Annotated in this window: 27 protein-coding genes; 11 read left to right on the top strand and 16 right to left on the bottom strand. The window is 41.0% G+C overall.

The features are described 5' to 3' along the window. Nucleotides 1-11: 11 nt before the first annotated feature. From L0B18_RS07330 to L0B18_RS07345, 4 genes are all read right to left on the bottom strand, one after another. Nucleotides 12-2348, bottom strand: a complete 2337-nt coding sequence (locus L0B18_RS07330; RefSeq protein WP_234570841.1) for a TonB-dependent receptor — start codon at nt 2346-2348, stop codon at nt 12-14. Further along, nucleotides 2348-3157, bottom strand: a complete 810-nt coding sequence (locus tag L0B18_RS07335) for a FixH family protein (RefSeq protein ID WP_234570843.1) — start codon at nt 3155-3157, stop codon at nt 2348-2350. The genes L0B18_RS07330 and L0B18_RS07335 overlap by 1 nt, the downstream gene beginning before the upstream one ends. Nucleotides 3158-3249: 92 nt before the next feature. Continuing rightward, nucleotides 3250-3675, bottom strand: a complete 426-nt coding sequence (locus L0B18_RS07340; protein ID WP_234570845.1) for a hypothetical protein — start codon at nt 3673-3675, stop codon at nt 3250-3252. Nucleotides 3676-3910: 235 nt separating this feature from the next. Further along, nucleotides 3911-4549, bottom strand: a complete 639-nt coding sequence (locus L0B18_RS07345; RefSeq protein ID WP_234570847.1) for a hypothetical protein — start codon at nt 4547-4549, stop codon at nt 3911-3913. A gap of 663 nt (nt 4550-5212) precedes the next feature. On the opposite strand from L0B18_RS07345, the gene L0B18_RS19830 reads away from it, so the two are divergent. The 7 genes from L0B18_RS19830 to feoB all read left to right on the top strand — a co-directional run bounded on the left by L0B18_RS19830 (nt 5213) and on the right by feoB (nt 11772). Next, nucleotides 5213-5968 carry a P-loop NTPase fold protein gene (locus tag L0B18_RS19830; RefSeq protein ID WP_234570848.1) on the top strand — a complete coding sequence of 252 codons (756 nt, stop codon included), beginning with the start codon at nt 5213-5215 and terminating at the stop codon, nt 5966-5968. An 8-nt stretch (nt 5969-5976) separates the two neighbouring features. Further along, on the top strand, nt 5977-7485 hold the full coding sequence (locus tag L0B18_RS07355; protein ID WP_234570850.1) for a hypothetical protein: 1509 nt from the start codon (nt 5977-5979) through the stop codon (nt 7483-7485). Between the two features lie 247 nt (nt 7486-7732). Next, nucleotides 7733-7888: a hypothetical protein gene (locus L0B18_RS07360; RefSeq protein WP_234570852.1), complete on the top strand. Its 156-nt coding sequence runs from the start codon at nt 7733-7735 to the stop codon at nt 7886-7888. Beyond that, the gene (locus tag L0B18_RS07365; protein ID WP_234570854.1) at nt 7878-8894 is read left to right on the top strand and encodes a 6-bladed beta-propeller; all 1017 of its coding nucleotides are present in this window, start codon (nt 7878-7880) and stop codon (nt 8892-8894) included. The genes L0B18_RS07360 and L0B18_RS07365 overlap by 11 nt, the downstream gene beginning before the upstream one ends. Nucleotides 8895-9167: 273 nt before the next feature. Next, nucleotides 9168-9386 carry a FeoA family protein gene (locus tag L0B18_RS07370; RefSeq protein ID WP_234570856.1) on the top strand — a complete coding sequence of 73 codons (219 nt, stop codon included), beginning with the start codon at nt 9168-9170 and terminating at the stop codon, nt 9384-9386. Between the two features lie 8 nt (nt 9387-9394). Then, nucleotides 9395-9610, top strand: a complete 216-nt coding sequence (locus L0B18_RS07375; RefSeq protein ID WP_234570857.1) for a FeoA family protein — start codon at nt 9395-9397, stop codon at nt 9608-9610. A gap of 11 nt (nt 9611-9621) precedes the next feature. Next, on the top strand, nt 9622-11772 hold the full coding sequence (feoB, locus tag L0B18_RS07380; protein WP_234570859.1) for a ferrous iron transport protein B: 2151 nt from the start codon (nt 9622-9624) through the stop codon (nt 11770-11772). On the opposite strand, the gene L0B18_RS07385 is transcribed toward feoB, so the two are convergent. From L0B18_RS07385 to L0B18_RS07400, 4 genes are all read right to left on the bottom strand, one after another. Beyond that, entirely contained in the window at nt 11765-12052 is a 288-nt protein-coding gene (locus tag L0B18_RS07385; RefSeq protein ID WP_234570861.1) for a hypothetical protein, read from the bottom strand. The genes feoB and L0B18_RS07385 overlap by 8 nt on opposite strands. A 193-nt stretch (nt 12053-12245) precedes the next feature. Then, nucleotides 12246-13076, bottom strand: a complete 831-nt coding sequence (locus L0B18_RS07390; protein ID WP_234570863.1) for an outer membrane lipoprotein-sorting protein — start codon at nt 13074-13076, stop codon at nt 12246-12248. Nucleotides 13077-13564: 488 nt separating this feature from the next. Next, a complete protein-coding gene (locus tag L0B18_RS07395) occupies nt 13565-14212 on the bottom strand; it encodes an NUDIX hydrolase (RefSeq protein WP_234570865.1) in 648 nt (215 codons plus the stop codon). A gap of 5 nt (nt 14213-14217) precedes the next feature. After that, nucleotides 14218-14685 (bottom strand): nucleoside deaminase, encoded by a 468-nt coding sequence (locus L0B18_RS07400; RefSeq protein WP_304622016.1) that lies wholly within the window; start codon nt 14683-14685, stop codon nt 14218-14220. Between the two features lie 173 nt (nt 14686-14858). On the opposite strand from L0B18_RS07400, the gene L0B18_RS07405 reads away from it, so the two are divergent. Further along, nucleotides 14859-15779 carry a PfkB family carbohydrate kinase gene (locus L0B18_RS07405; RefSeq protein ID WP_234570867.1) on the top strand — a complete coding sequence of 307 codons (921 nt, stop codon included), beginning with the start codon at nt 14859-14861 and terminating at the stop codon, nt 15777-15779. 4 nt (nt 15780-15783) lie between these two features. Further along, nucleotides 15784-16374 carry an RdgB/HAM1 family non-canonical purine NTP pyrophosphatase gene (rdgB, locus tag L0B18_RS07410; protein ID WP_234570868.1) on the top strand — a complete coding sequence of 197 codons (591 nt, stop codon included), beginning with the start codon at nt 15784-15786 and terminating at the stop codon, nt 16372-16374. 21 nt (nt 16375-16395) lie between these two features. On the opposite strand, the gene L0B18_RS07415 is transcribed toward rdgB, so the two are convergent. Beyond that, nucleotides 16396-16788 (bottom strand): GxxExxY protein, encoded by a 393-nt coding sequence (locus L0B18_RS07415; RefSeq protein WP_234570869.1) that lies wholly within the window; start codon nt 16786-16788, stop codon nt 16396-16398. A 166-nt stretch (nt 16789-16954) separates the two neighbouring features. Here L0B18_RS07415 and L0B18_RS07420 point away from each other — a divergent pair, with 166 nt between their 5' ends. Together L0B18_RS07420 and L0B18_RS07425 are read left to right on the top strand one after the other, a co-directional pair. Then, nucleotides 16955-18502, top strand: coding sequence for a sodium:solute symporter (locus L0B18_RS07420; RefSeq protein ID WP_234570871.1), 1548 nt, complete (start codon nt 16955-16957; stop codon nt 18500-18502). A gap of 12 nt (nt 18503-18514) precedes the next feature. Continuing rightward, on the top strand, nt 18515-19447 hold the full coding sequence (locus L0B18_RS07425) for a beta-1,6-N-acetylglucosaminyltransferase (RefSeq protein ID WP_234570873.1): 933 nt from the start codon (nt 18515-18517) through the stop codon (nt 19445-19447). A 12-nt stretch (nt 19448-19459) separates the two neighbouring features. On the opposite strand, the gene coaBC is transcribed toward L0B18_RS07425, so the two are convergent. The 7 genes from coaBC to L0B18_RS07460 form a co-directional block, all read right to left on the bottom strand. After that, a complete protein-coding gene (gene coaBC, locus L0B18_RS07430; RefSeq protein ID WP_234570875.1) occupies nt 19460-20659 on the bottom strand; it encodes a bifunctional phosphopantothenoylcysteine decarboxylase/phosphopantothenate--cysteine ligase CoaBC in 1200 nt (399 codons plus the stop codon). Nucleotides 20660-20661: 2 nt separating this feature from the next. Beyond that, nucleotides 20662-20955 (bottom strand): DNA-directed RNA polymerase subunit omega, encoded by a 294-nt coding sequence (locus L0B18_RS07435; RefSeq protein WP_234570877.1) that lies wholly within the window; start codon nt 20953-20955, stop codon nt 20662-20664. A 5-nt stretch (nt 20956-20960) separates the two neighbouring features. Continuing rightward, nucleotides 20961-21533, bottom strand: a complete 573-nt coding sequence (gene gmk, locus L0B18_RS07440; protein WP_234570879.1) for a guanylate kinase — start codon at nt 21531-21533, stop codon at nt 20961-20963. After that, on the bottom strand, nt 21526-22407 hold the full coding sequence (locus L0B18_RS07445; protein ID WP_234570881.1) for a YicC/YloC family endoribonuclease: 882 nt from the start codon (nt 22405-22407) through the stop codon (nt 21526-21528). Before L0B18_RS07445 ends, gmk begins: the two co-directional genes overlap by 8 nt. A gap of 86 nt (nt 22408-22493) precedes the next feature. Then, the gene (gene glmM, locus L0B18_RS07450) at nt 22494-23840 is read right to left on the bottom strand and encodes a phosphoglucosamine mutase (RefSeq protein ID WP_234570883.1); all 1347 of its coding nucleotides are present in this window, start codon (nt 23838-23840) and stop codon (nt 22494-22496) included. Nucleotides 23841-23971: 131 nt separating this feature from the next. After that, nucleotides 23972-24514, bottom strand: a complete 543-nt coding sequence (locus L0B18_RS07455; protein WP_234570885.1) for a cob(I)yrinic acid a,c-diamide adenosyltransferase — start codon at nt 24512-24514, stop codon at nt 23972-23974. A gap of 50 nt (nt 24515-24564) precedes the next feature. Continuing rightward, entirely contained in the window at nt 24565-25182 is a 618-nt protein-coding gene (locus tag L0B18_RS07460; protein ID WP_234570887.1) for an IMPACT family protein, read from the bottom strand. Between the last annotated feature and the right edge of the window lie 137 nt (nt 25183-25319).

The raw sequence follows: 25319 nt of genomic DNA on the forward strand, positions 1-25319 counted from the left end.
TCCCCTTTTGATTAAAAGCCGTAAGAAACGGTAATCATCACCCGCCGCCCGGCTTCAGGAATATTGCCGATGCTTGTGTGGGTGTGATAATAGTTGTCCGTAAGGTTGCTGACCAGAATGGACGTGTTGAGTGTATTCTTCATCCACGAGCGTTCAAAAGCGATGTTCGCAATGGCATACGCATCGGTTTTATCCTCTGAAGAAGTTGATTCTGCTATCCGGTTTTGTTCGGCCGACCATTCCAGTTCAGCAGTCAGTGTATTTTGATTTTTTGTGATGCTGAGCGTGCTGATTCCTTTAAGCGGAGGAATTAACGGCAACGGTTCGTCCAGCGTCAGGTTTTGGGCGAACAGATATGAGATGCGGTTTTCCAATCTCAGGAATTGTCCCACATTGTTGATGGACCTCAACTCTCCACCCAGGATCATGGCATCGCCGACATTGTCATACCGCTTAAACTGGAAATCAAAATTGCTGATATTATCCGCATCAGACATCACTCCGTCGATATAGTGATAGTATCGTTTGTGAAACAGAGAAAGTGAAATCGATTGGTCGTTCATTTCCCAGGTTGTATTAAGATCACTATTCAGGGAATGTTCGGTTTTAAGCCACGGATTTCCATCATAAAAATAACCGTCCGTATAGTTGTAGATATAGTGTCCGAAAAGCTCGATATGATTCCCCATCCGCTGTGAATAAACCAGGTTTCCTGAAAAGCTCCATCGGTCATTCAGCATCCATAATACGCTTCCCGAAGCGGAGACGAGTGGTTTTGTTTGTGTACTCAGTTCCCGGTCGTATAATCCTTCAAAGAATGAAGCGTGAGTCTCGCTGTTGGTGCCCAGGCTGTTTACCCGAATATTTTCCTCGAATTTCAACATGACGGTTTCAGACAGATCCAGCCGGTGGCGCAAACCAAGGCTTACAGAACGGGTGATCACCTCGTCCATATTGTAAATCATCATATCTTCAATTTCCGGGTCCAGCGGTTCCATCAACATATCTCCGTAAGCTTCAGAATAGAAAGCATTAAAAAACCAGTTTACATTGTGATTTTTCAACATAGCATGTCCGTTGACCCTCGTTCCGAACGTTTTTGTAGTTCCATACATGGGCATGTACATTCCGCGCATGACGGAGCGATTGGCAACATCGCGGTCGTAATCGTCCATCGTGTGGCGGATCGCATTCGCGTAAAACTGAACCGTTTCAACATGAACGTTTTTTTGATTCGGGGCGAATTGGAATTGAATCTGGCCAATATCCGCCAGCGCTTTCGTGGCATCCATCAGCAGGGCAGGATAACCCACATCATACGCTTTATCTGTAATGTAATTGGCTTCAACTGAATGGCCGGATGAAAACGTATGCTTGTAACTGAGGTTCAGGTTCATTTTTTCAAACTGGGTGTTTGCAATGTCCCGGTCACCACCGGCCACAAAATCATCCGCTTTTTTGTATGTGCCTGATAACCGAAATGCATGTTTTCCGGATGAATCTGATCCATTGGCTGTTGCACTCAGCGTTCGATAATTGTCCGGCGCCCGGTAGGACGAACTCAGGTTCATGGAAAATGGAGTTGACTTTGCCTTTTGTGTGATCAGGTTCACTGTGCTGTTTCCGTTTCCATTTTGGGCGATGCCCGATCCGCTTTTATCGATGCTGAGTTTTTCAAGGTTATTGGTTTCCACGTACGATGTAATCGGATCCATTTTATCCACACAGGCTTTAAACACCTGCATGCCGTCGATCATCAGGTTCATGCGCTGATCACTTTGTCCACGAACGACCGGTTCCCAGCCAAAAGCTCCCCGTTTTGTAGCGGTGATTCCATCGATGTTATCTAAAAATTCATCCATGCTGTGGGCTTCATGCCGGTTCTGATAGGAATGAATATTATTCTCCTGACCTTTTGAGCCAACCACAATCAGTTCGGATGTATGCCGGAAAATAACCGGATCGAGAAAAATTAAATTACCAATGCCATCAAGGCTGATTTCTTTGTCTGAAAATCCCAAAGCAGAAATTGTGATTTCGGCATATTCATCGGAATTGATTCTGAACAATCCATTTTCATCCGTGATTGTAATAACCCCCCCGTGGTGATCTTTGATATGTGCACCCATAACGGGTGTTTTTGTACGGTTGTCCTGAACTTCAATGGATCGGGTTTGGGCAAAAAGGTTCGCGGTACTGATGATGATCAGTGTGGTGAAAAAGAATATTTTTTTCATGGCTGTGACCGGAAATCTCAGATTCTCTTTTATCGGGTAGTCTTTGTGATTCGAATATTCTCCCCTCCAAAACAGGAGGGAAGGTTTCCGGATATTCGTTTGGTTTTCCATCACTTCGCCTGAACACTGTATTCAAAGACAACTTCAGGCAGCGTTTCTTCACCAATCGTAAGTTCAACCGAGGTGGTCCAGACTCCACTCATGCTATAGTTGATATCTCCCTCATAAAAACCATTTCCGGTGGCGACTGGAGGCGTGAAATCAGTGGAATGCCCCGATCCGCCTCCCATATCCATATAGGGGTAAACAACCATTTCTGCGTCCGAAACGGAAGGAAAATCCATCATGGTGTTTCGGGTGTGGACCAAGAATGTGAGATCGTTATTTCCGCTGACCGGTTTTTCCGGTGCATACCACGTGATAAAATAGATGCGATCCTGGCTGTCTCTAACACTTGTGAGCCTCCATGAAGAAGCCACATCAATAGGGATATTTCCGGATATGGTTTCACCGGTTTGAGTCTCAAGTTCAAACTCAACAAACCAGCTTCCCATTTCTCCGCCCGGCATAATGAAGACAGCCATATTTTGCATGTACTGGTCATCTTCCTGCGAAGTGGTGGGCTGATCAAAAGGGGTAGAGTGCATCATTTCGCCCATATCCATCATTGGGGAAATGCTGAAAGATTGCGGATGAACAACCTCGCCATCTTGCTCAATTTTCCAATAAAGATCATTTGCCCCGGTTTCGAGTGCTTTTTCTGCGAATAGCGAAATTTTATAACCATCCACAGTAACGGAGTTGACAGGAAGTAAATTCAGGTCGGAATCAGAATCATTTGAAGTGGTGTTACAAGAAACGGCGGCAAACACCAAAGCCGCCACGGCCGCAATACGGCCAAAGCTTTTAAGCGTAATCATAGTTAAATACCTTTTTAAGTTTTTTGAAATAGAACAGAATCATCCTGTAAAAACAGGTTATTCTGAATACATATGAAGAGACGGGTATTTGCCTATGCGCGGGGAGGTTTCAACAATTCATCCGCAATACCGGAAGGAAGAGAGGGTTCGCGAAGAATTTCAAGCCGGTCGGTTTTGTAGGAATAGATCAACGGAGTATCCGTCATATAAACGGCGTTCAATTTGTTGAATTCAATCAGAACGGTCGGGATGCTTTGTGCCTGGTTATGATTGGCTGAGAAATAACAAAAACCGGCTTCTTCGTGAGGAGAAGGTTCATGATGGGACTCAGCCATATTGTTGTCATGGCTGTGATTCATATGCTGCAATTCCGGGTGATGGCAGGTACAGATTTTTTGACCTTTCTCCACGTTGCATGAACAAAAAGTGATTTCACAAAAATGGCCGTCTTTTTGCGTGTGGAGATGATTCACCACCAAACCTGAAACCAGTGTGCCGGCAAAGTTCCAGCAAAGCAACACGATCGTGAGGATGCTGATAATTCTTTGATATGTTGAGGGGGAATGCAATTCCTCGGGGACGCTGATAAACGGGGTTATTATTTAGACGGAGTAAAAATAACACATTTTAAACTCTGTTGTTGAGGAAAATAACAGATGTAACCCGGTTTGAATGGGAAATATTGGTTAAAGAAAGTAAAAGCTTTTTATGTGAATATATTTCAGGCAGTTGAATGCTGTTTATTCTATATCGTCAGGAACGAGGCGAGAGTAATTTATGGATCAGTTCACTGGTGGCAGCCTCATAAAACTCCCGGTCGCTTTGGCGAATAACCGTATATTCTTCTTCCTCAACCAAAGCTGTTGATGCTCCTTCCCAAACTACATTTCCGTTGGTGGCATCCCACAGCAGGCCGTAAATCCGCACATTTTTCTCCCTGGTGGTGTATACATCTCCGTCATAATCACTTTCTGTATCTGTTGCGCTGTTCAGAGAACCAATCTGGATTTTTAATAAATACCGCGCTTCGATCGCCTCACCGATTTTCTTCATTTGAGAATTGTCAATCATCCCGCTGCTGTGATAATTATTGATCATTTCCTGGTAATCGCGAACCAGTCCCCGGTTGTTTAGTTGATTGGAAACCTGGCGACTCCCCGCATACCTGCTGAATTGATAACTTCGCAAAACGCTATCTGCCGCCATCGAAACCACGCTGTTAAAAGTTTGATTGGCCCCGGTAATGGGCAACAGTGCGATGCCATCCGTGCTGATGGATTCTGTTGTGAGTGATCTTTCACGGTATTGCTCTTCGGATGCTGTGTACATCGTAGCCGTACAACCGGACAGAAAAAGAAGCAACAGGGCGAAAGAGCAGAACATTTTTTTCATGATGATTAATCTGGTTTATGATTGAATCCATTCAATCTAATTTCTCTGGAAAGGAGTGGATTATCAATCACATTTTCGTGTGAGGGTTGTATATAACTTCAAGAATTACTGAACTCTTAATTCTATTATTATCATCTTTAGTTAAAGAATTATAATATTCAAAACTATTTTCTGATGAGTAAATTGATATATAATATTACTCAAAAGATATAGATGGTATTCTACCTACGACACTTACAAGTAAATTTTAAAATTATTTGGCGGAATTTTTTAAAGACCCTAAAGAGAATAGTTAATTGGTCTATTTACCATAAAGGTTACAAAAAACTATTATTGGTAGTTTTTCTTGTGTTAATTATAGCTCTTTATAACTCTTTCATAGAGGATATACAAAGTGCGATAGTGAATGATCTATCTTTTCTATTTTGGGATATCAAGAATTTAGAAATATTTCATGTCCTACTTTTATACCTCTTTCTTTTCCTTTTCTTTTTAATATTCGGTAATCGGTGCCATTCATATATAAAAAGACTTTTCAAATCATTCAGGATTTTCGGTACTATTTTTCAACACTATTTAGTATTTGGATCGCTAGTTATTTTCATTTCAAGTTTATTATTAAGTACAGATACGTACCAATCTTATTATTTTTTTAGAAGTGACGTGGTACTAGCAACAATTCTGATAGTGCTTTTAGCCACTCCAATTTCGGTCTATTTATCAAGAAAAGAAGAAAAATTAAGAAGGGATAAATTCTATTCTGAGAAAAATTATATTGAAAAATTTCCTATTCAAAAATCCATTCAAGATAAGATTGGGTTTGAAGGACAGGTGTCAATAATTTTTTCTGATATAATTTCTTATGATCATCGATTTAAAGCACAATCATATTTATTGCTAGGAGAATGGGGGAGCGGTAAAACTTCTTTGTTAAATTTACTGAGAGAAAAAATTATAAACTCGGAGAAAGATCGAGAGGGAAGAAATTTTAATACACTTGAGACTATATATTTTGACGTTTCCCAATTTGAGGATACCAATATTTTATACTTACACTTTTATAATAATATAATCGAAGAGTTAAGTGAGCGATTTATTATACCAGTTTTTGATCGGTATAAGATCATGCAAAGTATCGTGGGAGCATTTGGAAAAAATAATTACTTGAATTCACTCATCAGTTATTTTCTGAGTAAGCAAAGTCCAGGAAAAAATTTAAAGAAAATCTCAAGGTGGTTATATAGCCTAAACCTAACCTTCGTTGTTCAGATAGATGAAATAGATAGATTAAAGGAACAGGAGATTAATGGAGTTTTTAAATTGATAAGGCTTGTAAAAAGCAATATGAGTAATATTGTTTTAGTCAGTGCAACTACTAATAAGGTTTTATATGATCAGTTATCAGAATTAAATAAATAGAGTGAATAATGGATCAGTTTAATAGTTTTATTGGAAAGTATTTTGACAAGGTTTATCAGGTTCCATCTATATCAAATGAAAAATTAAAAGAACTTTTTTGGGATTTGATTAATGAAGTAATAGAAGAATTTCAGAGTAGTTATGATCAAAAAAGTATTAAAGAAGAACTAAATCAAGATATCAAAACCATATTTAAACACTATCAAACTTATGTAACAAATTTTCGAAATTTTAAAAGCTTTGCACAAATATTAAAATCAAATTTTAAAAAACTGAAGAGAGATCTATACACCCCTGATTTAATACTTATGTCATTGATTGAAGCTATGGATTTTAAATTGTTTAGTTTAATCAAAAACAATGGCAGCTTTTTTATTTGTGATGGATTGATATCAACAAGAGAACATCTTTATTTAAAAGGAATTTATCATGAAAAGCGCATTTTTTTAGAGGGGGTAAATAAAACCTACGGTAGTAAAAGGCTTGTAATACTCTATGATCTCTTTCCACTCCTTAAGCTCGTGATGGAATCCAGTTTTGACGAAAACTATAATGAAGAATCTTTTAGACGAAATAGATTACCAATATTAGAGGAGATTGAACAAAAGCAAAAAATTTCTCATCCGCTAATTTTTCCTTTGTATTTCTATTCAGCTTCTAGTGATAAAGTTATTCAACAATTAGCGAGTAAAAATTTTAAAGAGGATATTTTAAAAGCAGCGAAGGATGCTAAATCAATAAAGGATATATGTGATAAATTAAAGGAACTTTTTCCAAAAGAAGACTCTTTTGAAGGATATCGTAGACTTTCATTGAATTGGGTTCACAGAATAATAAGAAATGAGGGGTTATTAATTGCTAAAAATATTTTAATAGCCATATCTTGGTTGGCTAAGGATCTTAAAAATGATGCTGGAGCATTTTATTTATCTGAAAAAAGAGAAGCTGCTTATTTAATTGCGACATATTTAAGTCGGAAAAAAGATGATTATGAACTTTTAATAGAGTTACAGGGGGATAAATCATCGGATGAATTTGCTACAACAGTTATTTATCAGATTATGGATGAAGACAATGCACAAGAATATTTTCATTTCGATGAAAATATTAAAGGTACCATATGTTTTCATTATCTATTGAGAATTAAGCGCAGGCTGGAAAAGAAGGATAGCATATTTAATCAAGATATATTTGACGACTACAAACAATCAATCTGGAGGTGGATGGATGCTGAGGCATTTCTTTTAAAAAATGAGGAGAAGAATCCATTGGATTTCAGTCTAAGAGATTATTTAACAAGGGAACTAAAAGAATCAATCAACTACCTGGACTTATTTTTAGATATGGTGGTTACCACCGACTATGGTCGAAAATTACAAGTACATCTCGACACTTTAAAACAGTTAATGACTGAAGATGAGTTTAAAAAGGTGTTATTTTATTTTAGAAGAAAAAATGAGTTGAAAAATCTAAGCCAAAAAAACTATTTAGCCATCCATAATTCATTATTTTCATAAACATTTTTTTCTAACCAATCACCTCTCTACAAAATCAAACAATCCCTGAACTAAAGATGCAACCAGAGCTTAGGGAACCATATCTTATAAATAGATAAACAGGAAAGAACTGTTTGCCCCATTTCAACAAAATTGAAACGTTGCCGGATACGGTTGTTCTTTTTATTTCAAAAAAATGATTTTCTATCTTGAACCTCCCTGCTGAATAATATTAAGAATAAATATCCGGAATGAGGACGCTACTGTTTTGTGCGCTTTTTTATGCATTGTTGCTATGCGGGTGCCGGAATACGAACTCAGGAGATATCCCCAAACATGTCCGGGAACTGCCAAACGTGACGATTTTTCCGAAAAACACCGCAGCGAAGAGCTCAATAAAGTTGAACCGGGAGATGGTGTTTAGCGACTCACTTTTGCTGGATGAAATTCCCTCTGTAGCTGTTGATGATTCCGGCAATGTCTTTTTCGCGGGGAAATCGTGGGAGAGAAGAGTGATACATCTTTTCGGGCCGGATGGTATCTATCGCCGATCCATCGGGAATTATGGCGAAGGTGAAGGAGAATTCCTGGAAATCAGCGGTATTCAGTTGCGCAATGATAGTCTGTATGTTTTTGATGACGAACTTGAGCGAGCTACCGTTTTTTCATCTGAAGATGGTACGCTTTTAGAAGCCTTCAATCTTAGGCCCGGGAAAATCAACGCGGCAGAAGAGTCAGGTGAAATAAGGTGGAAGCCGGTGTGGGCACGAGAAGACGGAACTTTTCTTGTGCAACGAAAAGAGGAGAAGAATCCTGCATATTATCCCAACCGCTTTCTAAGATATTTCACTATCAACCGGGCCGGCGACATCATTTCAGAAAAGCTTCTTGAGCAGAAGGATACAAAATTTCTTGTGGGAAACTACGCCGGGCGTCCTGCTCCGTTTACGCTCGATATACCGGAACGCTCCCTGTTGGCGATGTCCAATGATCATGAGCTCTATTCAGCATGGACCGGTGAATTTTTGATAAAAGTGTTTGATGCCGATGGAAATTATCTGCGGGCGTATTATCATCCCTTCAATCGGACTAAACTGAATCCTGAAGAGGTTATTCACCCGCGTTACAGCCATAACGTACAGCTCAGACGCATCAGAGAAACAACGGAATATCCGGAGGAGTGGCCGGCACTTTATTCCCTGCGGGTTGATGACAAAAGCAGGATTTGGGTTTCAACGGTTATTGATGACGACGATCACTTTGAATGGTGGGTAATTGACTCAAATTCCGTTTTTGCAAGATTCAAATGGCCGAAAGAGAAGCCTGTTCAGTTCATCAAAGATGATTTTGTTTATACCGTTGAAACAAATTCCGGAGGTTTTAAAGAGGTGGTTCGTTACCGGATTGAAGGAATTTCCGATTTGTATTAATGTTCGGAGATTGCCGCGCTCGTTTTACTCGTTCTCAATGACAGAGGAAGATCTCTTTAGAAGCAGAACGGTAAGCCAGAAATTTGTTGATGTTGTATCAACTATTTTTACAATTTTCCTCACATTTTCTAAAACCGACAGTTGTAAATCCGGCTTATTTTTCAACTGAATAAGAATTCGGATTATTTTATCTTTTTTTATAAATAACTACCCACTTTTTCTTCAATTCCATATCTTTATTTAGATTTATTTCAAATAGAAAAAAGACACTCAATGCTTCCGCTAACCATTACAAAACCCGGCGAAAACGTAAATATTTGCAGTCTTACCTGTAGTTTTGACGAAGCAAAAAGATTGCGTGAAATGGGTTGCGTAGAGGGATCCAGTGCAGTTATCATCTCCAATCAATCCAATGTAATTTTGCAGGTGGGAGATACGCGTCTTGCGATAAACGGAAATTTGGCACGAACAATTTTGGTGAGTCCGGAATAAGTGAAGTGATGAAAAAATTATCTGATCTTAAGAACGCAGGTGTAACAACCATCAGAAATGTGAAGGGTCCTGAAATGCTGCGATTACTTGAAATGGGGTTAACCCCGGGCTCAAAAGTAGAAGTTGTTCGGGCAGCACCGCTGGGCTTTCCAATCGAAGTAAAAATTCGCGGGTATCTGCTTTCTCTTCGAAAATCGGAAGCGGAGTGCATAGAAATTGAATAGGAGTTTTAGAAGTGCAGAGAGAAACCACGATTGCGTTAGTTGGCAATCCAAATACGGGAAAATCTACTCTTTTTAACGCTTTAACGGGATTGAAACAGAAGATTGCCAACTATCCCGGTGTGACGGTTGAAAAGAAAGTGGGCCATGCCATTCTTAATGGAGAGAAGTACAGGATTATCGATCTCCCCGGAACCTACAGCCTGAACCCTAAACAAATTGATGAACGCATTACCTACCAGGTTATAGCCGGAAAATATGAGCATGAGCCGGAGCCCGATCTTGTCGTAGTGATGGTGGATGCCAGCAATCTCGACCGGAATCTTTACCTGGCGACACAAGTAATGGATTTGGGGCTCCCGGTAATCGTGGCCTTGAGTATGATTGATGTGGCTGAAGACCGCGGAATCAAAGTAGATGCGAACAGAATTTCGAAAGGGCTTGGAGTTCCTGTCATTCCAATGGTGGCGAAGGAGGAAAACGATGTACAACAGCTTCGAGAATATATCTCCTCCCATACGTTGGAATCGCCCGGAGTACTCCAATGGGAACCCGGTGAACCGTTGCGAAATGCAATTGAGATCATTATCGAAAAATGGATCAAACCTCATATGGACGTACCCGAACGGGCATGGACGATTGAAGCCCTCCGGTTTATAGGCGATGACCAGGCGATCAATTTAATTCCCGATATCGAGAGGCAGCATCAACTGCGCGAAATTGTTCAGGAAGCGCGAAAAATTCTTGAGGATGCCGGAAAAAATTATGCCGCTGAAGAAGTTTTGAAACGGTATGATTTTATCGAAAAATGCACGGCAGGTTCTGTGCATAAATCGTCCGAAGAGAAAACCACGCTTTCAGACAAAATTGATGAATATGTAACCCATAAAGTGTTTGGGCCCGTCATTTTTGTGATGGTTCTGCTTTTGATGTTCCAGTCCATTTTTTCATGGGCTGAACCGTTTATGAACCTGATTGACCTGTTTTTTATTGAAATGGGAAACTGGATGGCGTCAAATCTTCCGGAGGGAATTTTGAATGATCTTTTGGTTGAAGGTGTAATTGCCGGGTTAGGGGGTGTTGTAATCTTTCTGCCCCAAATCATGTTTCTGTTCTTCTTTATTTCCATTCTTGAAGGAACCGGCTATATGGCACGTGCGGCTTTTGTGATGGACGGATTTATGACACGAATTGGTTTACACGGCCGATCAGTGGTTCCGCTGATGTCGGGCTTTGCCTGTGCAATTCCGGGAATTATGGCCGCCCGAACCATTGAAAACTGGCGGGACCGGATGATCACAATTATGGTGCTGCCATTTATGGCTTGTTCGGCAAGATTGCCTGTTTATGCATTGATGATTGCGGCATTCATACCGGCCACCAAATTCCTGGGAATTTTCACGCTCCAGGGAATTACGTTTTTTGGCCTTTATATTTTTGGAATCGTGATGGCCATTTTCGCCGCGCTCGTGATGAAACAATTCATCAAAACAGATACTCCTTCTCCTTTTATCATGGAACTGCCGAGCTATAAAATCCCAAAATGGTCAGGCGTTTTTCAGAATGTGTTCGATCGCGGAAAAGTGTTTGTTATGGAGGCAGGAAAAATTATTCTGGGGATTTCCATTGTTCTCTGGTTCCTTGCGTCGTTTCCCAAAACGGAACTTCCTGATTCGTTTACTGCAGAAAATTCTGTTGAAAATGTTGAGGACAATCCCGATCAAAGCGCACAAATGGAAGCTTCATACCGGCTGCAACAGAGTTATGCCGGTCAGTTCGGCCAGTTTATCGAGCCGGTGATTAAACCACTGGGTTTTGATTGGAAAATTGGCATTGGTTTGATTACATCATTTGCCGCCCGTGAGGTTATGGTAGGAACACTGAATACCATTTACAGTGTGCAGGATCAGGAGGATGCGGTCTCCCTGCAAAAGAAACTCCAGCGGGATGTGGATAGTGAAACCGGCGAGCCAATATACAATGTATGGACGGCCTTGTCTCTCATGGTTTTCTTTGCTCTGGCCATGCAATGCATGAGTACGATAGCCATCGTAAGAAGAGAGACAAATTCCTGGAAATGGCCCGCCATAATGTTTACTTATATGACTGCCCTGGCATATATCTGTTCATTCGTTGTGTACCAAGCTGGAACAGCTTTTAGTTAAATTTAGATTTTGCTTTGGCGTACGATTGTTTTAATTCATCGGTAGCTTTATCCAGCCCACTTTTAATATCGTCCCACGCATCTTCGCCGGCGTCTTCGAGTTCTTCCAATTTAGCCCGTACACGTTTTTGATTCTTCCTGATCTCATCCATGTATTTGGATGTGTCAATTTTTCTGTCGGCCTGTTTTTGTTTTATTTGGGCCCGCAGCTTATCAACATCTGCTTTCCATTCGTCTAATTGTGCTCTTACTTTTTGTTTATATGCTTCTCTGTTAGCCATAGATAAATGTGATTTTATTCTTGATTTGTTATAAAAACAGAAGACATAACCTATGCGTTCATCTGATTGTTATACAAGCAGTTAGTCTTTCAGGAGAGTGAATATTTTGGAAAAAAGATCAGCCGGATGCGGATAAGTAAAAAAAGAGGATATGAAATAACTCATATCCTCAGAAATAACAACGTAGTAAAAACTATTCAGGGATCGTTACATTGGTCTGAACATCCATCACAATAGTTCTCATGGTCATGGATCCCTCCTCAAGAATTTTTTGAAGCCTTTCCATTTGCGGCTTTAGCGTTTGTTCCATGATTCGTTTTTGCAGGCCGGATGCATTCTTCATTTGTTCTTCGAACTGTGCCATACTTTCTTTGGCCTGGGCCATATCTTCGGCAGACATGGAACTTGAAATGCCGTCAATTTGCATTTCCATCTGGAAAGGAATCATCATGCCGTCAACATTTCTGATATCAGACATTACGATATCCGCCGTCCCGGTATACTCTTCATCATAGTTGATATCAAAGCTCATTCGAAGTGGAATGTAATCCTCAGCATCAATGTACATTCGGCCACTTTGCGGTTCCGCTTGCTGCTGCTGTTCCTGGCCTTCCGGTGTGGTCACCATATCATTATAGAGAGCAGAAACATCTTCAATAAACAGTACATGAGCCCTTCGTCCGTTGACTGTTTCGGTGCCCTCATAAGTGGCATTTTCAACCAGGGCATCATAATTTTCCTGAATGTTGTAGTAGTTTGTTGCCGGTGCTTCTGATCCCGAACTAACCGCCTGCATATTTGGAAATCCATCGGTAACCACTTTTCGGTAATAGGTGGTATCCGGCTCGCTTTCCATAAATCCTTCCATGCGTGTAATCATCATCATGGTTTCTACATCTGCGATAGAACTGGTGTATTGTTCAATCATTTCGTCTAGAATCTCTTCGGGACTTTGAGCAATTAATGAGCTTGAACAAACAAACAGCAATATTGCAGTAATAATTAGGGACTTGATCTTATACATTTTCTTGAAAGTTTAATTGATGAGAATGTGACAAAATGTTATTTCTTTTGATTTGAAACAACACTGGTTTCTTTCTAAGGCGTATTTTTTTTCAGAACTGATTCATATTGTTGATAAATAAATGGTTGTCTGAATGAACCGTAATTTCTGTAAGAATTAGTGGCTGAAAGTATGAACGAATGGAGTTAAAATTTAAGTATTGCTCTCAAACCCGGACTTTTTGGGGCATTCATTTTTGAGTTCGGTTTAAATGTTCATCCTTTATTCAACTCCATCTTAACAATGAAATCGCTTTTCTGAATAGATTAAATTAATAAGTGAACAAGCGTTGTTTTACTTATAAAAAATTGCATTAAATAAATTGTACTATGATATTTACAGAACCAGGTAGATTTAATGAAATTATTATTGATTTAAATCAAAAAACCGAGGCATCTTATATTAAGGAGCACCAAATAATGAGGTCAGGTGCTCCTTACTTTCTATTCTTAGAAATTATCCGCCTTTCTGAATTCATTGTACAACACTAACAACTCACTCATCATCATGGCAGTAGCGCCCCAGAGTGGAACATGATGAATATTCCAATAGGGAACATGGAAGGTGGTATAGGAAAGCTCCCAATCTTCCTCAACAAAATTCTCATCAGAAAGAAGTTCATTCAACGATACCGTAAAAGCTTCTTTTACCTCAGCAGGATTTGGAATCAGTTTTGGTTTCTCTTCCAGGAATCCTACAAAAGGGGTGATTTGATTATCCGTTCGATGCAGATAGAGCGGCGTTATACTGGATGCAAGTTTAACATTGCTTCGCTGAATTCCGATTTCTTCCTCCGTTTCTCTCAAGGCGGTTTCTTCGGGGGATTCAGTTCCTTCCCGGCGGCCTCCGGGAAAACTGATCTGCCCGGCATGACGAATGCTTTCTGTGCGGAGAGTTAAAATAACATGAAGGTCATTATTGGAATCAGGGAATAGAGGTATCAAAACACTGCTGGGATGCGCGGTATCCGATTCTGTACGTGGCAATACAAAATCAGGATCGAGTGGTACGGGCGACATCTTTTTTTGAGCCTCAAAACCGGGGAGTTCTTTTTTTGAGCGCTCTTTTAAAAACTTATGAAAGGAATGCAATCCCATTTAGTTTAGTACTGTGTTTTGTCTTCTTTCAGATCCCATTCTTTAAAAAGGTCAATAGCTTTTTTTCGTTCAGTCTGAATCATCGGGATTCTTCTTTCTTCAGGCGAAAGGTCCAGCTCTTTGTAAATAAAGTCATCATCGAAACCGGCTTTGGCTGCATCTTCTCTATTGGCAGCGTAATAAACACGTTTTGGACGGGCCCAGTAGATGGCACCAAGACACATGGGGCAGGGTTCGCAGGATGTGTAGATTTCACAATCATTGAGCTGAAAACTGTTAAGAATTCGACACGCATTGCGGATGGCAATAATTTCGGCATGAGCTGTTGGGTCATGATCAGAAGTCACACGGTTGTTCCCTTCGGCAATGATTGATCCATTTTTTACGATCACACACCCAAACGGTCCGCCTTGGTTCTTCTTCATTCCCGCACGAGCTAATTCTAAGGCACGATTCATAAACTTCTTTTCCATAAATCATAAAACTTTGATTCGGGCAATAACCTATGAAAAATAAGATTTAAATCGGCAGGAAAAGAATCAAAACTTTGGGTATGCTTTCCTGAAAATTGAATACTACAAAACAGTTGTAAAAGCTGTATTTTTTGCCCTGCATTACAATTACTGAAATAAATTGATCAGATTTTATGTCTCTATTAGTTGTTGGATCTGTGGCTTACGACGGAATTGAAACTCCTTTCGGAAAAGTTGACAAGATTCTGGGCGGTTCCGCTACTTATATTTCTCTCACCTCATCTTATTTTCAAAAAAATGTGAATCTCGTTGGCGTTGTCGGGAAAGACTTCAAGCAGGAGGATATCGATCTCTTCAAAAGTAAAGAGATTGACTTACAGGGCCTACAGATGGATGAAAGTGGAAATACATTCTTTTGGAAAGGAAAGTACCACTATGATTTGAACAACCGGGATACCCTGGATACGCAACTGAATGTGTTTGAGCATTTTGATCCTGTGATTCCTGAATCGTACAGAGATGCCAAATTTATCGCGCTTGGAAATATTGAACCGAGTTTACAGCGTAAAGTTTTGGATCAGGTGGACAATCCCGATCTGGTTGTGATGGATACCATGAACTTCTGGATTGAGGGCACGCCCGAAGCGTTGAAGGAAACACTGAAAGCAGTGGATTTATTGGTGATCAATGATTCTGAAGCCAGGGAACTCGCCGATGAACCCAATCTCATTAAGGCGGCAGAAATGGTTCGTGAAATGGGGCCTGACTTTCTGATCATCAAAAAAGGAGAACACGGAGCGTTGTTATTTACGGAAGACGAAATTTTTTCAGCCCCGGCATATCCCGTTATCGATATTTTTGATCCAACCGGCGCCGGCGATTCTTTCATGGGCGGCCTTTTGGGATGGCTTTCTTATACGAATGATTTGTCGTCCCAGAACTTTAGAAGAGCCGTTATTTTCGGGTCTGTAATGGCCAGTTTTTGTGTGGAGGAATTTGGTCCTGAACGCATCAAAAATCTGACGGAAAAAGAGATTTATGATCGGTACAGGGAATTCCGTCGGTTGAGTGAAATTCCTGAAGTAAGCTCCTGATTGTATGTCGAAACCCACAGAACTGTTTCTCGCTTCCGGGAATCCACACAAAATTGAGGAACTTCAGCAGATTCTGAAGCCGCTTGGTATCCATTTAAAATCAACATTGGATTTTCCGGATGCTCCCGAGGTAGAAGAAGATCAACCCGATTTGCAAGGAAATGCATTAAAAAAGGCTCGGTTTTGGTTTGAGAAAACCGGCTTGCCATCCATCGCCGATGATACTGGTTTGGAAGTAGAAGCTTTGGGCGGTGCTCCCGGAGTCTATTCAGCAAGATATGCCGGAGAGAATGTAACCTACCAGCAAAATGTAGATAAGTTGTTGCGGGAGTTGGGAAACGAAGAAAATAGAAAGGCACAATTCCGAACAGTCATTGCCTATCTGACAGATGACGATGAATACGTTTTTGAAGGTGTATGCAAGGGACAGATCCTTACCGAACAACGAGGGGAGAAAGGATTTGGTTACGATCCTGTATTTCAGCCAACAGGTTATGACAAAACCTTTGCCGAGCTGGATTCTGAAGAAAAAAACAAAATTAGCCACCGGGGAAAAGCCCTGGAAAAATTTCTGCAATTTTTAAAAACAGATTAACCGCAGAGACTCAGAGAAGCATTATTTTAATCGTTCATATAAATTATTGGCTACTCTTTTTATTCCATATTTAATTTTTGGGGTTTGAAAGTTTAATAAGTAGCCGAGACGACAATGTGTTAATTTTAGATAGGTAAGTAACTGGGCAGTATGGATATCAAGTAGATTTTCTACTGTTTTGATTTCTATGACAATTTTTTCATTTACCCATATATCTATTCTATAACCACAATCTAGTTTGACATCTTTGTACCTTAGAGGTAAATGAACCTCCGATCGAACATCCAAATTTTCATTTTTCAATTCATAGATTAAGCATTTTTGATAAGCAGACTCCAGAAGCCCCGGACCCAGTCTTGTGTGAACTTCATAAGCAGCATTAACTACAAGAGTTCCAATTTCATTTTCAGTCATTTCTTAAAATATTTAAATAGTAACTTAACCGTATGAACCGCCTTAAAGTAAATCCTTACAAATTTTCTCTGTGACTTTGTGACTCTGCGGTTAAATCCCTTTTGATTCAATGTCGGAATTCTTTTTCTTTCCAAGGCAATTAATGAGATGATAAATGGTATTTGGAATGGGATTTACTCTGATTGACGGCCTTGTTATTGTTCTGTATTTGATTGTTGTGGCCGTATTTGGAATTTGGTCGGCGGGGACGCAAAAAACGACTACCGATTATTTTTTAGGAGGACGCGAAATGCCTTGGTGGGCTATTCTGTTCTCCGTTGTGGCTACCGAAACCAGCACGCTTACATTCATCAGCATTCCGGCTGTTGCCTATGGCGGAAACCTGATGTTTCTGCAACTGACCTTTGGTTATATCATCGGGCGAATTATTGTAGCTTTTTGGCTCCTGCCGGGATATGTTCATGGTGAGTTGACTACCGCGTATCAATATCTGGAAAAGCGATTTGGTTCCGGAATGCGGAAAGCCGCCAGCTCTACGTTTATAATCACTCGCTTGTTAGCTGATGGTGTTCGTCTCTTTGCGACAGCCATTCCTCTCGCCATTATTTTTCGTTTTGCAGGCGCTTTCAGCGATTGGGGAGACATGGGAATTTATCTCCTCGCCATCTCTGTGATCGCAGCCATTACATTGATTTATACATTTTTAGGCGGTATCAAGGCCGTAATCTGGATGGATGTTGTTCAGATGGTTATTTATATCGGCGGAGCTCTTTTTGCACTGGCACTTCTTTTTGGGAAACTTACTATTCCGGTTTCCGAAGCTTTTGCCGTGCTCAGTGAAGCTGGTAAATTCCAGATGTTTAATTTTGGATTTGATTTGAGCTGGAGTGAATTCCTGGCAGATCCCTATGTGTTTTGGATTGCCATCATCGGAGGGGCTATTTTCTCCATTGCATCTCACGGTACAGATCAGTTGATTGTACAACGATTGCTGGCAACCGGGTCGCTAAAATCAAGCCAGAAAGCATTGGTATGGAGCGGAATTGTAGCCAGTCTCCAGTTCGGGCTTTTCCTCTTTATCGGTTTGATCCTGTTTGTATTCTATGGCGGACAAAGTGCTGCCGATATCGGGCTATCCACAACGGATGAAGTCTTTGCCCGTTTTATTGTCGATCACATGCCGGTTGGTGTTGCAGGCCTGATTGTGGCGTCTCTTTTTGCGGCTGCTATGAGTAGTTTGAGTTCATCACTCAATGCATTGGCTTCATCAACTACATACGATATTATTAAACCGCTGTCCGGTTCAACCTGGGATGATGCCAGGGAACTCTGGGTCTCCAGGATGGTGACAATTTTCTGGGGAGTTGTTTTAACAGGTTCAGCCTTTCTGTTTACATGGCTTCAACTAAGTGGTGATGACCGCCCGGCAATTGTCGAATTGGGGTTGGGAATTGCATCATACACCTACGGCGGACTTTTGGGAATCTTTGTTCTTGGCAAGATTTTTCCAAAGCCGGATAAGACCGATGCCATGATTGGATTTTTCACAGGATTGATTTCCCTTTTGTTTATGGTTGAAGGCGCACTTCAGCAATTTCTTCCGGGGGATGGACTGACCATCGCCTGGCCGCTTTACACAGCTGTTGGCGGAATTATCGTTGTAACCGTGGCTAATCTGAGCTACTTTCTGAGATCAAAATTCGGGAATTCATAAGAGAAACTCGGGATGAGTAAAAAACCATTTCTGGGATTTGTGTTGTTGACACACGAAAAACCCGCTCAAATCTTACGGCTGATAGAACGCCTCAATTTTATGTTTGATGACCCTCCAATCGCCTGTCATCACGATTTTTCAAAATGTGAACTGCCACTTGATGAAATTCCACAAAACGTATCGTTTGTAAAACAATATGTAGAAACCGCGTGGGGAGATTGGTCACTTGTAGATGCAACTCTGAAAGGCATTGATATTCTTTATAGCCGGGATGACGCTCCCGAGTGGTTCATTCTTTTGAGTGGGAGGGACTATCCCATTAAACCGGCGGATCAAATCATTAAAGATATTAAAGATTCTGATTGTGATGCCCACATGTCAGTATTGAAGCTTGTAGAATCCGAACTGGAAAGTGAGATTGAAAAGAGAGCTTTCAAAAAGTATCATAAACTTGAGTTTCGATATCCATCACTCATTCACTTATTACAGTCGATTCGATTCCTCAAGTGGTGGCGGAAAGATATTTACCTGAAACGGTCGATGTTTACAGAATGGGTGATTCCATTTTCAAATGAGTTTAACTGTTTTTATGGAAGCCAATGGTTTTATGCGAATCAAAAAGCAGCGAGTGAGATTTTAAAATTTTATAAGTCTGATTTCAGAGTTCAGTTTTATTACAAAAGAGTTCATGCTCCGGATGAATCTTACTTTCACACTGTTTTGGGAAATTGTAAAGAGTTGAAAGTATGCAATAAGAACTGGCGGCATGTTAATTGGGCTCCGGGTAGTTCACATCCAATAGAGCTTTCTATGGATGATTTGGAAACTCTGATACAATCGGATGACCATTTTGCCCGGAAATTTAATATGGATAAATACCCGGAGATTTTAGACCGGCTGGATGAGCATATTGGTTATGTTGATAAAACCAGAGCAAGAAATTGAAATGCGGGTTTTCTACCCTTTGCCAAATATTCTTTCCAAAATTTCTTTTGCAATCTGATTTTTGCTGCCGGAGAATGTTTGTTCACTATCTGTTCCCAAGAGAAGAATGGTATTCTTATCAGACTCAAATCCTGAATCTTCACCGGACAGATCATTTGCACAGATCCAGTCAAGATTCTTCTTTTTGATTTTTTTCTGGGCATTCTCTTTCAGGTTTTCTGTTTCCATAGCAAAGCCAATCAGAATCTGTCCCTCTTTTTTTTGATTTCCCAGCCATTCAAGAATGTCCGGGTTTCGGGTGAGTTTTAGTTCATTGCTGCCATTCTCCTTTTTTATTTTCTGCTTTTCGACAGATGCTGCTTTAAAATCCGATACAGCCGCAGCCATAATAATCACATCTGCATCAGAATTTTCTTTAATCAGGTTGAAAAGATCATCCGCCGACACAAACGATTTTCTCGGAATTCGATCCGGAATTTCAAGAGAGATGGGGCCGTGGAGTAAAGTGACATCTGCACCTGAAAGTCTTGCAGCTTCCGCCATTGCAAGTCCCATTTTACCACTGCTGGGATTTGAGATATATCGAACGGGATCAAAAAACTCACGTGTTGGCCCGGCACTGACTACTACTTTCTTACCTGTTAGTGGACCTTTGATCCTATGTTTTTTAATAATGTCCTGAGCTTTTTTTAGGATCTCTTCGGGCTCTGGAAGTCTGCCTTTCGCTTCCAGTCCGCTTGCAAGGTAACCTTCCGTAGGTTCCAAAATATAATGTCCCTGAGCTTTTGCCCGCTGCAGGTTTTCTGTAACAGAACTGCTTTCGTACATTTCGCCGTCCATTGTCGGGCAAATCAAAAGGGGACAGCGAGCGGCGAGAACTGTGGAGGTCAGCATATTGTCAGACTGGCCCTGAACAATTTTGGAAAGAGTATTAGCCGTACAGGGAGCAATTACAAAAAGGTCAGCCCAATCACCCCATTGAATGTGTTTGGTCCAGTTTTTACCGGGATTCTCGTTGTTAAAAACTTCAACGGCAACTTCATTCCGGCTGAGGGCAGCAAATGTTTCTGTTCCAACAAAGCGGGTTGCTGAAGGAGTCATGGTTACCCGCACCTCGGCACCCGCTTTTTGAAATTCACGAAGAAGGTACGCTGCTTTATATGCAGCTATACCACCGGTAACGCCCAGTATAATGCGTTTACCGGCAAACATGGTTATCGATCTTCGTTAGGGTATCGGTAGGTTACTTTTCCGTCCAGCATTTCATTTACAGACCGCTGGGTAGCGTGCGGAAGCTGTTCAAATGCTTTGGAAATTCGTTCTTGTTCTTCGTTGAACGTAAACTCGTCTTCATCTTCAAAACCTTCGAAGTACTTCAGTTTTTCGTCGAGTTCGAGTTTTTCCTGGGCGGCAATTTGTCGGGCGCGTTTCGACATAACTACGATTTTCTCGTATTTATTTCCTTCCTTTTCGCCCAGAGATTCAAGATCCAGTGTCTTTATCGGCATAATGCTTATTGAGTTATAAAATTGGTAACAAGTTCTTTGATCTGACTATACGCCTCTTCCAAATCATCGTTGATAACAACATTGTCGAAGCGATTGGCATAAGCCATCTCTTTTTTTGCACGATCGATTCGCGTCTCGAGGGTTTGTACATCCTCGGTTCCGCGTTTAAGCAACCGCTCTTTCAGGACATCAAGCGAGGGCGGCTGAATGAAAATGGCAAGCGCTTCATCGCCAAAAATCTTCTTCACATTCAGTGCACCAAGTACTTCGATGTCAAGCAGAATAAAATATCCTTTTTCAAGCTCTTTTTCAACGTTTGAACGAAGCGTTCCGTATAGAGTGCCATTGTAAAATTCTTCCCATTCAAGAAAGTCGCCGTCATCAATTCGTTCCTGGAATTCTTCTTTTGAGAGAAAATGATAGTGAACGCCATCTTCTTCGCCCGTTCGCGGCTTTCGGGTGGTAGCGCTCACGGAAAAACGAATGTTATCAAAATCGTTGAGCAGACGTTTGGTCATGGTCGATTTTCCACCGCCGCTGGGAGATACCAATACCAGGATCTTGCCTTTTTTACTCAATGTTCTGGACCTGTTCCCGAATTTTCTCGAGTTTCTCTTTTCCTAATACGATATGGTGTGCAATCGTAGAATCGTTCGATTTGGCGCCGATGGTATTCAACTCACGGTTAATTTCCTGTGAAAGAAAGTTCAGTCTGCGGCCAACGGGTTCATCATTATCCAGCGCTTCAAGGAAAAACTTGAGGTGCGATTGGAGGCGAATGATTTCTTCGTTGATGTCCATCTTGTCCACCAAAAGTGCCACTTCCATTTCAAGCCGGTCGGGATCGATATTTTCTTCGTTGATCATACTGCTGATTCGGTTTTGAAGTTTTTCCCGAACTTCCGGCGCACGTTTTTCAGATAGGCCTTTCACAGTTTCTACAATTTCAGCAATTCCTTCAATGAGCTCCGAGAGGTCGTTTCTCAACTCTTCACCCTCTTTTTGGCGCATTTCATTCAACAGAACAATGGACTTTCCAAGAGCGTATTGAGTACATCGCCATATAACTTCAATATCTTCTTCATCTTCTTCCTGGCTTTCAAAAATATTGTCGAACCGAAGAAGATCTTTCATCTGAATGGGTTCTTCAATACCGGCCAGGTTTTTTACTTTGGTCAGCATTTCTGTGTAGGCTTTGATCAACTCTTCGTTGTAAGTGATGTCCGGCGATAGCTGTTCCGTTTTGTCCACATTCACATTTACATGAACTTTTCCGCGGGAAAGTTTTTTTTGAATTTCTTCTTTGATGTCGAACTCGTATTCCTGGATGCTTTGTGGAACCCGAATGGAAACATCGAGATAGCGGCTGTTGAGAGTTTTAATCTCAACGGTAACCTGGAAGCCGTCGGATGAAGATTCCCCGCGGCCAAATCCTGTCATTGATTTGATCATACCGGATGGTTAAATGAAAATTTTTGTTAAAATAATAAAGCTTGGTGACGAAAGCTTGTAATTATAGACCCCGGAAGTGCGCAAGTTTACCGGATGATTGAAAGTACGCTTGCGGCAAGTTTTTCAGCTTCGGCTTTTGTTTTTGCTTCGCTGTACACTCTTACTATAGGTTCCGTATTCGATTTCCGAAAATGAACCCAGCCCTCGTCGAAGTCTATTTTTACTCCGTCTGTTCGATTGATTTTTTCGTTTTGATAGATATCGGCTACTTTATCGAGCAATTCGTCGGCATTCACGCCAAGAGAGTTTAGCTCAATTTTTTGTTTACTCATTTCGTAGTCAGGTAATTCACTTCGGTATTCTGAAGCACTGATTTCCCGTTCAGCCAAAAGCTGTAAGATCATGGTGGCGCCCACTAACGAATCCCGCCCGGGATGCAGATCCGGGTTAATGACACCGCCATTCCCTTCGCCACTGATAACGGCGCCTTCTGCCTGCATTACTTTCACCACGTTGATTTCTCCCACGGCAGATCGATGACAGGTTTGGTCGTATTTTTTTGTGATGTCATCGGCAGCCCTTGAAGAAGAGAGATTGGTGGCCGTATCGCCTTTGTTTTTACTGAGCATAAAATCGAAGGCGGCTACTTGTGTGTATTCCTCACCGAAAAAATTTCCGTTTTCATCTACAAGTGCGAGGCGGTCACCATCAGGATCCGTCACAATTCCCAAATCGCAATCATTTTGTTTCACATAGTCACAAATATCGCCAAGATTCTCGGGAAGAGGTTCGGGATTATGGGGAAATATTCCATTGGGTTCACAATAAAGCTTATGAACATCACAACCGATGGCTTCCAGCATTTCGGGTAGTGCCAGTGAAGCTCCACCGTTCACAGCATCTACAGCTACTTTAAATGATTTCTTCCGGATCAGGTCGGCATCAATATAAGGTAATTCCAGAATTTTTTGGATGTGATAATCAACCGCTTCGTGATCTTCACTGATCGTTCCGATTTTATCATATTTTTGATATGTAAACGTTCCTTTTTCAGCCAGATCCAAAACTTCTCTTCCCTGGTCTGCATCTAAAAATTCACTTTTATTGTTGAGCAATTTTAGTGCATTCCATTGAGCGGGGTTGTGGCTTGCTGTTAAAATAATGCCACCGGCGGCTTTATGTTTCAGAACGCCCATAGCCACGGTTGGAGTGGGGACGATCCCAACTTTTACAACATCACAACCGGTACTTTGGAGCGTGGCACAAACAATGTCTTCACAAATTTGGCCTGTCACCCGGGAATCCCGGCCAACAACAACTGTTCCGCCTTCAAGCCAGGTGCCATAAGCGGCTGTAAATGTTACAAGATTTTCCGGGGTAAGATGCGATCCAAAAATGCCCCGAATTCCCGAGACAGAGATCATTAAAGCCATAGTAAAATAAGTTTTAAAAAAATTGTTTAGCGTTTATTCTATTCAAATATTTTATCAGCAATCAGCAATCAGCAATCAGCAATCAGCAATCAGCAATCAGCAATCAGCAATCAGCAATCAGCAATCAGCAATCACCTACTCTTCCATTGTGTTTCCGGTTCCCCGGCATGTTTATTTTCGTAGCGAGCCATTACAAAAAGAAGGTCTGAAAGGCGATTGAGGTAGATAATAACTTCCTCAGAAATAGGATTGTCTGTCTTCAGGGCAACCGCATGACGTTCTGCACGCCTGCATACGGTTCGCGCCTGGTGAAGCGTTGCTCCCGCCGGAGCGCCACCCGGTAAAATGAATGAGGTTAGAGCAGGCAATTGTTCATCTAACGTATCAATCCAGCTTTCCAGTTTTTGAATTTCTCTGCTTCCGATCCGATCAATTTTTGTTTTTTTGGATGGAAGTGTAGCTAAATCGGCACCCAGCACAAAAAGCTGATTTTGGAGCTCCTCCAGAATTTCTTTTCCATCATCACTCAACGAATATGTTAAGACAATGCCCAGGATGGAATTTAGTTCATCCACTGTTCCATATGCGTGAATTCGCATACTGTTTTTTCCAATACTCGCACCACCAAATAAGGATGTGGTGCCTTTGTCACCTTTTTTGGTATAAATCTTCATAAGCTCATTTTTTTATGAAGGTAAGAAGCTTGGCGGAGTTTGTCAGTTCTTTATTCTTCAATATGAAAAGATTCTCCTGCCTCCTCAAAGCCAATGAGTTGGTGCATTTGAGCAGATACAGTTTTCTCAAATAGATGAAATTGATTTTTGGGGCATCCGAGAGTCAGTTCAACGGTTTCAAGGTATGATGAATCCAGTTCCATAAGTTCAAAGCTGTTTCTCCATTTATCAACCAATGATTGAAGAGAGTAAGCGTATTTTAAAGTGTAAACTTTAATGGGAACCAGCTTTTTTAAAGTGGCAGATCGGATGGTTTGTTGAGCTGTTGTTTGATAGGCGTCAATAAGGCCGGCTTTTCCCAATTTAGTACCGCCATAATATCGAACGACAATCAGAATTACATTTATCAAATTTTGGGATTTGAGCGCATTGAGAATTGGCAATCCGGCAGTTCCGCCCGGTTCTCCGGCATCCGTAGAGAATTCAACCGGGCTGTTTGGGTTGAATTGATAGGCGTAGCAATGGTGTGTGGCGGTAGGATGTTCTTTCTTGATTTTTTCGAGATGGGTTTCAATTTCGGTGTCATCCCGGGAAGGACAAAGGAATCCCAAAAATTTTGAACTTTTGACCCGGTATTCGGATGTAAAAACAGAGGTTACAGTTACCACAGGTGATTCATTTAAATATCAACAATAAGTAATAATTTAGACCTTTTCTTAATAAGCGTGAAATAAGTTTAGAAGTGCTCTAACCTTGCCTTTTATGGTAAAACAAACGAATTTATAAATAAGATTTTTTGAACTGA

This window comes from Rhodohalobacter sp. 614A (genome assembly GCF_021462415.1).
Classification (GTDB): Bacteria; Bacteroidota; Rhodothermia; order Balneolales; family Balneolaceae; genus Rhodohalobacter.